Source organism: Brevibacillus sp. WF146 (genome assembly GCF_001673705.2).
Taxonomy (GTDB): Bacteria; Bacillota; Bacilli; order Brevibacillales; family Brevibacillaceae; genus Brevibacillus; species Brevibacillus thermoruber.
Genome location: NZ_CP109943.1, coordinates 2,241,917 through 2,255,044, shown reverse-complemented (window position 1 = coordinate 2,255,044; position 13,128 = coordinate 2,241,917). Strand labels below are relative to the sequence as shown.

Genomic DNA, 13,128 nt, shown 5'->3' with positions numbered 1-13,128 from the left:
TTGTCACCTTTCTTTTAGTCGTTGCAGCGCGTAAAACAGCGCAAATTTGGCCGCCCGGCCGACGATGGCCTGTCGTCGTCCGGCGAGGCGAAGCTCCTTGACCAGCGTGGGCAGCCCTTCCACGGCGACGCCGACGTAGACCAATCCCACCGGTTTGCCTTCAGAGGAATCAGGGCCGGCCACCCCCGTCACGGAGATGCCGACGTCCGCGCCGAGCGTCGTCCTGACGTTTTCGGCAAGCAGCCGGGCCGTCGTCTCGCTGATGGCCCCTTCCCCTGCCAGGACTTCCTCCGGCACGTTGAGCAGCTGCCGCTTCGCCTCGTTGGTATAGCACACCACTCCGCCGCGCATGACGGCGGAACTGCCGGGTACGGATGTAATGAGGGAGGCGGCCGTTCCCCCGGTGCAGCTCTCCGCGCAGGCGATCGTCGCGCCCCTGCGCTTCAGTTCGTCCACCAGCACCTCGTGCAGCGACGTCTCTCCCGTCACGTAGATGTACTCGCCCAACCGCTCGCGAATCTCCCTCTCCACGGGCTGAATCAGCCGCTCCGCATCGTCCACGTTCGCCGCCCTGGCCGTGATCCGCAGCGTCACTTCAAACTCCTTGGCGTACGGGGCGATCGTCGGGTTGTCCTGCCGTTCGATCAGGTCGAGCAGCCGTTCCTCCAGCGCCGATTCGCCAATGCCGTAGAAGCGCAGCACGCGCGAGTGAAACACCTGCTGCTCCGGCTTCAGCCCAATCAGATACGGCATCACGTATTTCTCCACCATCGGGTACAGTTCGCTGGGCGGCCCCGGCAGCAGCACGTAGGTGCGTCCGTCGCGCTGCGCCGCCATGCCGGGCGCCATGCCGTGATCGTTCGGGAAGACGCGGCTGCCCGCCAGCACCAGCGCCTGCTTGCGGTTGTTCTCCGTCATCGTGATGCCCCGCTGGCGAAAAAACGACTCGATCCGCTCCATCGCCGCCTGATCGGTGGTCAACCCGACGCCCAGGTGCTCCGCCACGGTTTCTTTCGTCAAGTCGTCCTGGGTCGGTCCCAGTCCGCCGGTGAACACGATCAGATCGGACCGGGCCGACGCCTGGCGGATCACGCTTGCCAGCCGTTCGGCATTATCCCCCACCACCGTGTGGAAATAGACGCCAACGCCGATTTCCGCCAGCTTCTGGGAGAGATACTGGGCGTTCGTATTGGCGATCTGCCCAAGCAAAAGTTCCGTTCCCACCGCGATAATCTCCGCTCTCATGCCCCTCATCCACTCTCTTTGGAAATAAAGTAACGCTGCCCGTCGAAGCCCATCCGGCGAAGCTTTTCCTGCCGCATCGTCAGGCCGTCCCCGAACGGTTTTCCTGTCTGATACGGTAAGAAAAGAAGACCAATACCCGTTTCTTACGAGTATTGGATGACGTTGCGATTCTTGGCGAAGTAGTCATACCCGGAGTACAGGGTAATCACCACCATTGCCCATATCGCCGCTTCATCAAAGGGAATGCCGAAAATCTCAAACGGAAAATTGTTCACCATCACCGCCGTAATGGCCACGATCTGCACCCATGTTTTTAGTTTGCCCAATGCGCTGGCGGCAATTACCTGCCCTTCCGCCGCTGCCACCAGTCTCAGACCGGTCACGGCAAACTCGCGGCTGATGATGACGATGGCGATCCACGCTTCCAGCCGGTGCATTTCCACCAGCGAAATCAGCGCCGCGGAAATCAGCAGCTTATCCGCCAACGGATCGAGGAACTTCCCCAAGTTGGTCACGATTTTGCGTTTGCGGGCGATATAGCCGTCCAGACCGTCGGTACTGGCCGCCAGGATGAACACCAATGCCGCAATCAGTTCGTTGTACGTCATCGACACGCTGCCGATGGTAAACGTCCCGATGTTGTAACGCACCAGCAGAAAAAACATGACTACCGGCACCAGGAAGATCCTGGCGAGGGTGATGCGGTTGGCGAGATTCACCTAGACTACCTCCCCGGCCAAGTCGTATTCGTAGGAGTGCGTAATCTTCACCTTCACGATTTTGCCCAGTTCGCCCTTGTATCCCGTGACGAACACCTCGCCGTCAATCTCCGGAGCGTCGTACTGGGTGCGGCCGACGTAGATGTCATTGCGCCCTTCGTACCGCTCGATGAGCACGTCCAGCACCTGTCCGACAAAGCGGCCGTTTCGCTCGGCGGCGATTTCCCGCTGAATCTCCATCAGGATGTTGGCCCGTTTTTCCTTGGTCTCCTCGTCGACGTGGTTCGGCAGACGGGTCGCCGGCGTATCGTCTTCGTTCGAATAGGTGAAGACGCCCAGCCGGTCAAACTTCACATCCTTCACAAATTCGCACAGGCGCTGGAAGTCCTCTTCCGTCTCGCCGGGGAAGCCGACGATCAGGGACGTTCGCAGGGCGACGTCCGGAACGCGGGCGCGAATCTTCGCCACCAGTTCGCGGGCATCACGCTGGCGGCCGGGGCGGCGCATCTTTTTCAGGATATGATCCTCGGAGTGCTGCAGCGGCATATCAACGTATTTGCACACTTTGGAATTGGTCGCAAACACCTCGATCAGCTCGTCTGTAAAGAAACCGGGGTACGCATAGTGCAGTCTGATCCACTGAATCCCGTCCACTTCGGCCAACCGGTTCAGCAGCTCGGGCAGCATGTGCTTGCCGTCGTAAATGTCGGTGCCGTAGTTGGTGGAATCCTGCGCGATCAGGCTGATCTCCACAATCCCCTGCTCCGCGAGATGCTTTGCCTCCTCCACGATCGATTCGATGGTCCGGCTGCGAAATCCTCCGCGCATCAGCGGAATGCTGCAGAACGTACAGGCGTTGTCGCAGCCCTCCGCAATCTTGATGTAGGCGGAATAGGTCCCTGCCTTCACTTTCCGTTTGACCACTTCCTCGTAAGTGAAGACGGGATTGCCGACATAGGCGGGCCGCTTGCCCGCGAGCGATTCAGCAATAATGTCCGTAATCGACATAAAATCGCCTGTTCCGACAATGCCGTCCACTTCCGGGATCTCTTTTAGAATATCCTCTTTGTACCGTTGCGTGAGACAGCCTGCCACGACAAGCGATTTCAGCTTGCCGGATTCCTTCAGCTCCGCCATGTCGAGTATCTTGTTGACCGATTCTTCCTTGGCGGCGTCGATGAATCCGCAGGTATTGACGATGACGACCGTTGCTTCTTCGGGGTTATCGACCAGTTCGTAGCCTTTTTCATCTATCAGATGGGCCATCATGTCCGAATCGACCAGATTCTTTTCACAGCCCAGCGTAACGATCGCTACTTTTTCACGTGAGCCTACCTTCTCTGTCATCTGTTTTCCTCCAATTGGTCACACCTGCCCAGATTACACCTATTCAGTATAATATAAGCCGCAACGGAGTGTCAAAAGTGAAGAAAGTACGAAAGGCAAGCATGACGCTTGCCTATTGGGTAACGGATGGTGCCATCGTAACGACGACGTTGGACGGCATGTATTTCATGTTGGACGTGTCTACACGCGCGCCGTTGACCGTCATCTCCACGACCGTCGGCTTGCCCAGACGGATGTACGCTGTCTTGCCCAGTTCGACGACGACTTCCTCGTCTTTCTTCAACGTGCCCTCTTTGACGTATTTCTTGCCCTTCGCCTCGGACACCCCGTACCAGCATTTATCGTTGACGACTTTGAGTTTGACCGTGATCTTGTCACCGCCGCTCAGCGTGTACTTGTACAGGGACCCCTGCTGCGACTCGAACGTGACCGTCGCCTGCTGCTCGCCGCTCGGAACCTCCGGGACGGCCGCGGTCGAATCGGGAGCCGGTTCCGTAACGGTGGCGGGAGGTCTGGGCGTTTGGGTCTGCGGCGATGGGGTTGGCGTCGGCGTGCCGCTCTGGCCCGGATTGACGATTTCCGCGCCCGACGACAGATTCCCCCCCGGCACCGCCGGCTGGGTGTTCATCCCGCTGTTGACGACAGCGATGTAGATCACCCCGATGATCAGCGCGATAAACAGCACCAGCAAGGTCTTGGTCAGCCATCTGCCGGCCTGCAGCGGGTTGTTGGCGGACGCCACCCGGCGGCGGCGCAGCCGTTCCACTTGTTCCTGCGGAGGTTGGGCAGGCAGATCCGCCTGGAAGTGACTCATGATGTGGTTCGGATCAAGACCGACGGCTTCCGCGTAGCTCTTGACGAAAGCCCGTGCGTAAAAGTGGCCAGGGAGTACGTGAAAATGGCCCCTTTCAATGGCTTCCAAATATCGCCGCTGGATCTTGGTGATCCGTTGGATGTCGTCGAGCGTGATCCCTTTTTCTTCGCGGGCCCTTTGTAGTACTTGACCTAGCTCAGACACAGCTTACCCTCCTTAATTCATGTCGAAATGGTCGAAGCCGCGGTTGTTGATCAACTCGTATGTAATCTCTTCGTCCGGATGCTGACGCAGTTCGATGATGTAGTGAAAATCTGACAGTTCGTACTCCGACTCGCGGACGAAAATATCGGGATGTTCGATGATCTTGGCGGCCGGGAAGTTCATGATTTCCCTCAGCAGCGCGTGATGTTTCTCCGTGGAGCGCAGCGTCGACACAATTCCATCTATTAAATATACATGATCGGTCGTCATCTCATCAACGGCAAGGGAGCTGCGCACGGTCTGCCGCAGCAGCGTGGAGGAGATGAACGTCCAGCGCTTGTTGGCCGACACGCTGGCCGCGATCATCGACTCGGTTTTGCCGACGCGCGGCATGCCGCGGATGCCGATCAACTGGTGGCCCTCCCGCTTCAAAATCTCCGCCATGAAGTCGACCAAGAGCCCCAGCTCGTCGCGCACGAACCGGAACGTTTTTTTGTCCTCGCTGTCGCGCTCGATGTAGCGCCCGTGGCGAACCGCCAGTCTGTCCAGCATTGTCGGCGGCCGCAGCCTCGTTATGGTTATATTGTCCATTTTTAGCACAACGTTGCGCAGTACCTCTATTTTTTCGTCGTCATCCGTCAGCAGCAGCATGCCGCGTCGCATGTTGTCGACACCGTTGATCGTCACGATATTGATGTTGAGCATCCCCAAGATGGAGGCGACATCCCCCAGCAGACCGGGCCGGTTTTTGGAGATTTCGTATTCCATGTACCACTCTTTTTTCGCTTCCATGCCCCTATCCTCTCCGACAGCCAATTTTCTCTTCGTATGTAGTATATCACGTTCCGAACGATCGACAATCAGAGATTCGGACGGAAAAGAAAAATCCCCGTGGAAAGGGGATTTCAGTGCAGTTAGCTGCCTTGGTTGGGGCCGGCGTCGTTCTCCACCAGCTTGACCATCATGGATGCCAGCGCGCGCTGCTGCTCTTCGTCGCCGGCGTCCCACAACTGCTTCAGCAGGCGCTCCTGATCGTTTTTCGGGTCCACCTGGCCGGCCAGGTAATGGCCGATCTGATACGCCACATTTTGAATGGTGTCGCTTTCCATGCCAGCCTGTTTGGCCTGCTCTACGCGCTCGCCGAGAAATTGCTTCCAGTCGCGGAAATTGTCGAGAACCGACATGTACTATTCCCTCCTTCTGTACGTTACGGACAGGTTTGTGCCCGTATATTGGTAGAATGCCATCATCAGGAGGGAATTATGCATGCCGTCTCAGGCGTACCAGCCACCGTTGGGACTGATGATCTGACCGGTCAGGTAGCTCGCCTCTGCCGTCAGCAAAAAGCGGACGACCGCAGCCACCTCTTCCGGCGTGCCCAGACGGCCCGCTGGGATCTCCGCAGCGATCATCTCCAGCTCCTCGGGAGAAAACCGCTCCATCATGCCGCCCTGAATCGCTCCCGGCGCCACCGCGTTTACGGTGATGCCGTTGGGGGCAAGCTCTTTGGCCAGTGCTTTGGTAAAGGCGTTGACGGCCCCCTTGGTGAGCGAGTAGAGCACTTCGCAGGAGCCGCCCGTCAGGCCCCAGACGGAGGAGATGTTGACAATCCGGCCGTACCGCTCCCGAAGCATCGCACCCAACGCCGCCTGCGTCACGAAATAGGCGGAGCGGACGTTGAGCGCCACCAGCTCGTCAAACATTTCGGGCGACACATCGGCAAAAAGACCGACGTGATCCGCCGACGCGTTGTTGACGAGCAGCAGCGGGGCAACGGGCATGGCCTGAAACATGGCGGTGATCTGCCCCACGTCGCGCAGGTCAGCCTGCAGGGCATACGCGGGGACGCCCCGCGCCCGGCATTCGTTCAGCACCGGCTCCAGCTTGTCGTAGGATTGATGGTAATGCAGGTAAAGCGGGACGCCCGACGCGGCCAACGCCAGGCTGATGGCGCGGCCGATCTCGCCGGACGCCCCTGTCACCAACGCCCAAGGCGTCTGTGGGTTCATGTGCGTTCACTACTCCTGCGGCGAAGCGGAACGAACGATCGAGATGGACATTTGTTCCGGCAGAAAGTGCTCCCTCAAGCGTTCCTCCACGTCTTCGCGGGTGATCGACTCCAGCGCCGGCACCACGGAGAAGAGGTCGCTGCCGTTGAATTTGTAGCTGGTAAACTGGTTGGCGATAAACTCCACGGAATTGAGCGAGCGCAAAAACTGGCCGATTTTTTTCCGCTTGGCGCGTTCAAAATCGTCCTCCGCGATGCCCGACTGCTTCAACGCCGCGATTCCCTGCTTGACTTCTTCGGCCAAGCGGTCGGGATCGGGAGTGTCGGCGCCGATAATGGAGTAGCCGTAGTCCTGTTCGCCGCTGTAGTCGACGTCGAAATTCTCCGTGATCAGCCCGCTGTCGTACCATTTCTGATAGAGGGCGGAGCTGGTGCCAAACGCGATGTCCAACAACAGTTTAGTGGCAAGCTCCCGTTTTAACAAGGCCTCTCCGGACAAACCGCTTTGTTTTTCCTTGAAGCCGATCATGCATTTGGGCATCCCCACGGGCAGATGATGTTCGATGCGCTGCTTGGCCACTTCCGCCGGCTCTTCCGGAAAGATGCGTTCGATCTTCGGCGCGGGCGGGAACTCCTTGGCGGCCTGATTGTTCCGGATCAAGCCCATGACTGCTTCCGGCTCAAACGACCCCACCACCAACAGCAGCATGTTGGCCGGATGGTAAAACGTTTCGTAGCACTGGTACAGCATCTCCTTGGTGATCTTGGAGATGGAGTCAATCGTGCCGGCGATCTCGATGTTGATCGGATACCGCTGATACATGGCTTTCAGGAGATTCATGTACACTTTCCAGTCCGGGTTGTCGTCGTACATGGTGATTTCCTGGCCGATGATGCCTTTTTCCTTTTCCACGCTGGCGTCGGAAAAGTACGGTTCCTGCACGTAATCTAAGAGCAGATTCAGGTTGGCCTCCAGCTTGTCGGTGCAGGAAAACAGGTACGCCGTGCGGTTGAAGCTGGTGAAGGCGTTGCAGGAGGCGCCGTTCTTGCTGAACTCGTGCATGACATCCCGGTCTTTTTTCTCAAACATCTTATGTTCCAGAAAATGAGCGATCCCGTCCGGCACGTGCACCTCTTCCCCGCTGCGGGTGCGAAAATGGCTGTCGACGGAGCCGTACCGCGTGGTAAAAACGGCGTACGTCTTGCTGAATCCCTGCTTGGGCACCAGGTACACCTGCAGGCCGTTCGGCAGTTTCTCGTGATAGACGGTTTCGTTCACCTGTTCAAACACGGTGGTATGCATGTTACACATCCCCCTTTTTGTCCCGCAAGAGATAGATGGTATCGATCGCGACGCGTTCAGCCACGCGTTTAATGTCGTCCACCGTCACGCCGTTGATCTCGTTCAGCAGTTCGTTCAACTGCCGTTTCCGCCCGCTGAGCACGCCGTTGTAGGCAAAGTCGATCATCATCCGGGCGCTGTCCAGGAGTTCGCGGAACTGGTTGGTCAGCGTGGCTTTTGTCTGCTCCAGTTCTCCGGCGGTGATGCTTCCCTGCCGCATCAGCTCCAACTGTTCCTTGATGATGTCGACAGCCCGCCGGTAGTTGTTTACGTCGATGCCGGACATCATCATCAGGATGCCTTTGTGGCTCTCCAGCCGGGAGACGGCGTAGTAAGCCAGACTCGCCTTTTCGCGGACGTTGACAAACAGCTTGGAATGGGGAAAGCCGCCCAGCACGCCGTTGTAAACCAGGAGCGCCGGGTAATCGTCGTCCTTGTAGGAAATCTGCGTACGGCAGCCGATGTTCAGTTTCGCCTGGCTGACGTCGAGCCGCTCGATGACTTCCCGCGCCTGGGTCACTTGTTTGGTGGCGTTGGTCGGCGGGAACGTTATCACCTCCGCCCGATCCGGGGTCACATGGGTGCTGATCGCCTCCTCCACTTCGGCCCGCTGCACGTCCCCGACCACGAAGATGTCGATCGGATTGCGCGACGTGATCTCGCGGAAATAGCGGTACAGCTCCGCCCCCGTAATGGACGGCAGATCCTCGGTCCGCCCCTGGGCGAGCAGGGCGAACGGCTCCCCTTTGCACATCTCCGCCGTCACCCGCTGGTTGGCGTACTTCATCTTGTCGTCAATCAGGCTGTCGATCCGCTTGCGCAGCGTCTCTTTTTCCTGGGCGACGTACTTTTCGGCAAACGCTTCCCCTTCCAGATAGGGGCGGGTCAGCACGTCGCCGACGAAGCGAATCGCCTGGTCCAAGAGGGACGTCTCTTGCGAAAGGTACTTCTCGTTCGGCACTTCCATGTAGATCTGGAGGATCTGCCGCTCTCCCTTTTTCACCACGTCCACGTCGAAAATCGCTCCGTAGAGATAGTCCAGATGTTCGCGAAGCTGCTTGGTGTCGGGGAATCGGGCGGTTGCCCGCTTCATTACCATGGCCAGGAGCGCGGTCTTGGTCACGTGCGCTTCAGACAGTTCCTGTTCGATCATGGTCACGATGGTCGTGGTCTTGAATTTGGCAGTCGGCAGGATATGTACATGGATTCCGTTGACTGAGGAGGTGTGAAACGCAATCTCATTTCGCTGCTCGCTCATATCCCATTCTCCCTTCTCCGTCGGCTTGATCTCTTCTATTGTAACCAATTGGCAGGCCGTTCAGCAAAGCAGACGAGAAAAGGCGGGACCGTACCGTCTCCGCCTTTTCACCGTGAAAATGATCTCTTCTGTTACTGTATGCACCCCGGCCGATGCCTACCACTGCAAAAGAACGGGTCCCGCTCCCGTTTCGCTACAGATCGGTGTCATCCCACTCGCTGAGATCGTCGGGGTCCGCATTGCTTTCGACAAAGCGGCCGCAGTCGGGCTCCAGGCAGAGCATCCCGTCCAGTTGGCTGTCGTGAAACGGCAGGCCGTGGGTGCCGCCGCAGTAGGGGCAGGTCCACATCAGACGTCCTCCTTTATGAAGAATTGCTTCCTCCGTGTAGTGTGCCCCAATCTCTCCCGGGATTACGCGGACGCATTTGCTGATCGTTCGCGTTCCAACAAAAAAGCGCCCGGAAGCCCGGGCAGGAGACGATCGCCATTTGCAGCGAGCGGCGGACCGCTCCTCTCCCCCTGCGCGGTTTGGCGAGAGCACGACCGCAGAGGGAGAGCGCCAGGTTCCAGACGCATGATCGAGTTTTATTAGCGGGAGCCGGTCTCGTACGGCTTGCCCAATGCAGCGGGGGCGTTCGAACGGCCGACCACGCCCGCCAGGACCAGGATGGTCAAAATGTACGGAAGCATGTAGATGAATCCGGTCGGAACGTATTGGGTCAGACCGAAGATCTGCACCAGCGACTTGATCGCCTGCGCCACCCCGAAGAACAGCGCCGCGCCCATCGCGCCGGCCGGATGCCACTTCCCGAAAATCAACGCAGCCAGCGCGATGAATCCTTGGCCGGACACCGTGTTGTGGGAGAAGTTGCTGGTCGTGGTCAGGGCGATCGTCGCGCCGCCCATCGCTGCCAGGGCGCCGCTGATCATGACCGCGGTGTAGCGCATGCGCTTGACATTGATGCCGACGGTGTCCGCGGCGCGCGGATGCTCACCGACCGCCCGCAGCCGCAGACCGAACGGCGTTTTGAACAGCACGTACCAGGAGAGAGCCACCAACGCGAATGCGATAAAGCTGGTCGGATACCCTTCGAACAGCGCGTGTCCCACATACGGGATGTCGGCCAGCAGCGGAATGTGCCATTTGCCGAACACGTGGGAGAGCGTCGTGGTTTGGCCCGCACCGTGGAAGATGATCTTGGTCAGGTAGACGGACAACCCTGCGGCCAGGAAGTTCAGCGCAACGCCGCTGACCACCTGGTCGGCTTTGAACGTAATCGAAGCCACCGCGTGCGGCAGGGCAAAGATCGCGCCGGCCACGATCGCGGCGGCAAAGCCCACCCACGGCGCGCCGCTGCCGAACGCGTCCTGCGCAAAGAAGGTGACCACGGCACCGGTAAACGCCCCGATGATCATCATCCCTTCCAGCGCGATGTTGACGACCCCGGAACGCTCCGAGTACATGCCGCCCAGCGCGGCAAAAATCAAGGCAGTGGAAAACACGATGGTATCGTGAACCAGGTTGCTGAGGATCATGCCCCAATCCATCAGTTTCCACCCTCCTTTTTCTTCAGAATAGGCTTCAGGAAGACTTTCACGATGCCGTGAGCAGCCACGAAGAAGATGACGGACGCGATCACGACGCGAATCAGCTCAACCGGAACGCCGGCGCCAAACTTCATGCCGGCTGCGCCGAACGTCAGCATGCCGAACAGAATCGCTGCCAGGACGACGCCCAACGGGTTGTTGCCGCCGATCAGGGCGACGGCGATTCCGTCAAAGCCGTACCCCGGCATGGCCGCCATGACAGCCTGGTAGTGAAACACGCCCAGGATCTCGCATGCGCCGCCGATGCCGGCGAACATCCCGCCGATAAACATGGCGTTGACCACGTTGCGGTTGACGTTCATTCCGGCGTACTCGGACGCGTGCGGGTTCAGGCCGACCGCGCGCAGTTCGAAACCGGTCTTGGTCTTCCACAGGACGACGTAGAAAAAGACGGCGGCGAGCACGGCCAGCAGCGTCCCCCAGTGCAGCCGGGCGCTGTCAAACATCTGTGACAGCCAGCCGATCGTGATGGAGGCGGAATCCTTGATCATCTCGGAACGCTGCTGTCCCGCCGGCACGAAGAAAGCGTTCAGAATGTAGTTGGCGAAGTAGAGGGCAATCCAGTTCAGCATGATGGTCGTGATGACCTCGTTGACGCCCCGGGCCGCTTTCAGGTAGCCGGCGATGGCTCCCCACAGGCCCCCTGCCAGCGCACCGGCCAGCACGGCGAGCGGCGCGTGAATGTACGCCGGGAGATCCAGGGAAATGCCCACCGCCGTAGAGGCGATCATCCCCATGATGAACTGCCCCTCCGCCCCGATGTTGAACAGGCCGGTGCGGAAAGCAAACGCCACGGACAGGCCCGTAAAGATCAGCGGCGTGATCTGGCGGATCGTCTCACCGAAGTTGTACGAACTGCCGAATACCTTTTCCACAAGGGACGCGTACGCCTTGATCGGGTTGAATCCCCCCGCGAGCATGGCGACGGCTCCGGTCAATAATCCAAGAATGATAGCTGCTGCCGGGACGAGGAACGATTCCTTGGTAAAAACAGCAATCACTCTATTCATCGCTTCCTCCTCCTTGCATCCGTTTTCCGCCGGACATCATCAAGCCCAGTTCTTGTTCGGTCGTCGACTTGGCGTCGACAATGCCGACAATCTGTCCCTCGTAAATGACCGCAATCCGGTCGGATACGTTGATTACCTCGTCCAGTTCGAGCGAAATCAGCAGCACGGCCTTGCCCTTGTCGCGCTGCTCCACGAGCCGTTTGTGGATAAACTCGATGGCCCCCACGTCCAACCCACGCGTCGGCTGCGCCGCGATCAAAAGATCCGGGTCCTTGTCCACTTCGCGGGCGATGATTGCCTTCTGCTGGTTGCCGCCGGAAAGCGCTCGTGCCTTGGTGTGGATGCTCGGCGTGCGGACGTCGAACTCCTCGATCAGTCTGGATGCGTGCTTGTCAATCGCCGCGTAGTCCAGGAAGCCGTTTTTGTTGAACCGCGGGTGGAAGTACGTCTCCAGCACCATGTTTTCGCTCATGGTAAAGTCGAGCACCAGCCCGCGCTTGTGCCGGTCTTCCGGAATGTGGGACAGGCCCGCTTCCGAGATTTCCCGCGGCAGCCGGTTGGTAATGTCCTGGCCCTTCAAGAGGATCCGTCCGCCGGAAGCCTTGCGCAGTCCGGTCAGCACCTCGATCAGTTCGCTTTGGCCGTTGCCGTCCACGCCGGCGATGCCGAGGATCTCCCCGGCGCGCACTTCAAACGAGATGCCGTTCAGCGCGTTGACGCCGCGGTTGCCCATGGCGGTGACGTTCTCGACGGAGAGGATGACCTCTTTCGGCTGCGGCGGCTGCTTGTCCACTTTGAACGTAACCTCGCGCCCCACCATCTTGGCGGCCAACTCGTCCGGGTTGGTATCCTTGACGGCGACCGAATCGATCACCTTGCCCCGGCGAATGATCGTGACCGCGTCGCAGACGGCCATGATCTCCTTCAACTTGTGGGTGATCAGGATGATCGTCTTGCCCTCTTTTACCAGATTGTGCATGATCTCGATCAGTTCCTGAATCTCCTGCGGGGTCAGGACGGCGGTCGGCTCGTCAAAAATGAGGATGTCCGCCCCGCGGTAAAGCGTTTTCAAAATCTCCACCCGCTGCTGCATGCCTACGGAAATATCGGCAATTTTGGCAGTGGGATCCACTTTCAGCCCGTACTTGCGGGAAAGCTCCTCCACTTCCTTGACCGCTCGGCGAATATCTATCTGCAACCCGTTTTTCGGTTCGTTTCCTAACACAATGTTTTCAGTGACCGTAAAGGTTTCCACAAGCATGAAATGTTGGTGCACCATGCCGATGCCCAGTTCGTTCGCGACGTTGGGACTCGTGATGTGTACCGGTTTCCCGTTGATGAGGATTTCTCCCTCATCCGGTTGATACAAGCCAAACAAGATGTTCATCAACGTGGACTTCCCCGCGCCGTTCTCCCCCAGGAGGGCGTGGATTTCGCCTTTTTTCACGACCAGGTTGATGTTGTCGTTTGCGACGATGCCGGGAAAGCGCTTGGTAATCCCGCGCATTTCAACAACTGTCTGTACCGAATTCAACCATGTTCCCCCCGTTTTTGTGGGTCTTAGTTTGAAGGT

13 protein-coding genes are annotated in these 13,128 nt (G+C 58.7%); all 13 read right to left on the bottom strand.

Going from position 1 to position 13,128, the window contains the following annotated elements; all coding sequences use genetic code 11:
- Nucleotides 1–3: 3 nt before the first annotated feature.
- The 13 genes from A6764_RS11170 to A6764_RS11110 all read right to left on the bottom strand — a co-directional run bounded on the left by A6764_RS11170 (nucleotide 4) and on the right by A6764_RS11110 (nucleotide 13,062).
- Nucleotides 4–1,245, bottom strand: a complete 1,242-nt coding sequence (locus A6764_RS11170; protein ID WP_264622227.1) for a competence/damage-inducible protein A — start codon at nucleotides 1,243–1,245, stop codon at nucleotides 4–6.
- A 143-nt stretch (nucleotides 1,246–1,388) separates the two neighbouring features.
- A complete protein-coding gene (pgsA, locus tag A6764_RS11165) occupies nucleotides 1,389–1,964 on the bottom strand; it encodes a CDP-diacylglycerol--glycerol-3-phosphate 3-phosphatidyltransferase (protein WP_029099029.1) in 576 nt (191 codons plus the stop codon).
- Nucleotides 1,965–3,311 (bottom strand): 30S ribosomal protein S12 methylthiotransferase RimO, encoded by a 1,347-nt coding sequence (gene rimO / locus A6764_RS11160; RefSeq protein WP_065066501.1) that lies wholly within the window; start codon nucleotides 3,309–3,311, stop codon nucleotides 1,965–1,967.
- 112 nt (nucleotides 3,312–3,423) lie between these two features.
- A complete protein-coding gene (locus A6764_RS11155) occupies nucleotides 3,424–4,329 on the bottom strand; it encodes a helix-turn-helix domain-containing protein (RefSeq protein ID WP_044898227.1) in 906 nt (301 codons plus the stop codon).
- Nucleotides 4,330–4,341: 12 nt separating this feature from the next.
- On the bottom strand, nucleotides 4,342–5,121 hold the full coding sequence (locus A6764_RS11150) for a DUF3388 domain-containing protein (RefSeq protein ID WP_029099026.1): 780 nt from the start codon (nucleotides 5,119–5,121) through the stop codon (nucleotides 4,342–4,344).
- 122 nt (nucleotides 5,122–5,243) lie between these two features.
- Nucleotides 5,244–5,513, bottom strand: a complete 270-nt coding sequence (locus tag A6764_RS11145) for a DUF3243 domain-containing protein (protein WP_029099025.1) — start codon at nucleotides 5,511–5,513, stop codon at nucleotides 5,244–5,246.
- Between the two features lie 90 nt (nucleotides 5,514–5,603).
- Nucleotides 5,604–6,338 (bottom strand): elongation factor P 5-aminopentanone reductase, encoded by a 735-nt coding sequence (gene ymfI, locus A6764_RS11140; protein WP_065066502.1) that lies wholly within the window; start codon nucleotides 6,336–6,338, stop codon nucleotides 5,604–5,606.
- A gap of 9 nt (nucleotides 6,339–6,347) precedes the next feature.
- The gene (gene yfmH, locus A6764_RS11135) at nucleotides 6,348–7,640 is read right to left on the bottom strand and encodes an EF-P 5-aminopentanol modification-associated protein YfmH (protein WP_065066503.1); all 1,293 of its coding nucleotides are present in this window, start codon (nucleotides 7,638–7,640) and stop codon (nucleotides 6,348–6,350) included.
- Nucleotide 7,641: 1 nt separating this feature from the next.
- On the bottom strand, nucleotides 7,642–8,937 hold the full coding sequence (gene yfmF / locus A6764_RS11130; RefSeq protein WP_065066504.1) for an EF-P 5-aminopentanol modification-associated protein YfmF: 1,296 nt from the start codon (nucleotides 8,935–8,937) through the stop codon (nucleotides 7,642–7,644).
- Between the two features lie 193 nt (nucleotides 8,938–9,130).
- On the bottom strand, nucleotides 9,131–9,286 hold the full coding sequence (locus A6764_RS11125) for a CpXC domain-containing protein (RefSeq protein ID WP_162836724.1): 156 nt from the start codon (nucleotides 9,284–9,286) through the stop codon (nucleotides 9,131–9,133).
- Nucleotides 9,287–9,525: 239 nt separating this feature from the next.
- Complete coding sequence (locus tag A6764_RS11120) at nucleotides 9,526–10,485, bottom strand: ABC transporter permease (RefSeq protein WP_065066505.1); 960 nt, start codon at nucleotides 10,483–10,485, stop codon at nucleotides 9,526–9,528.
- Complete coding sequence (locus A6764_RS11115; RefSeq protein WP_065066506.1) at nucleotides 10,485–11,555, bottom strand: ABC transporter permease; 1,071 nt, start codon at nucleotides 11,553–11,555, stop codon at nucleotides 10,485–10,487. Before A6764_RS11115 ends, A6764_RS11120 begins: the two co-directional genes overlap by 1 nt.
- Nucleotides 11,548–13,062, bottom strand: a complete 1,515-nt coding sequence (locus A6764_RS11110; RefSeq protein ID WP_176703223.1) for an ABC transporter ATP-binding protein — start codon at nucleotides 13,060–13,062, stop codon at nucleotides 11,548–11,550. Before A6764_RS11110 ends, A6764_RS11115 begins: the two co-directional genes overlap by 8 nt.
- Between the last annotated feature and the right edge of the window lie 66 nt (nucleotides 13,063–13,128).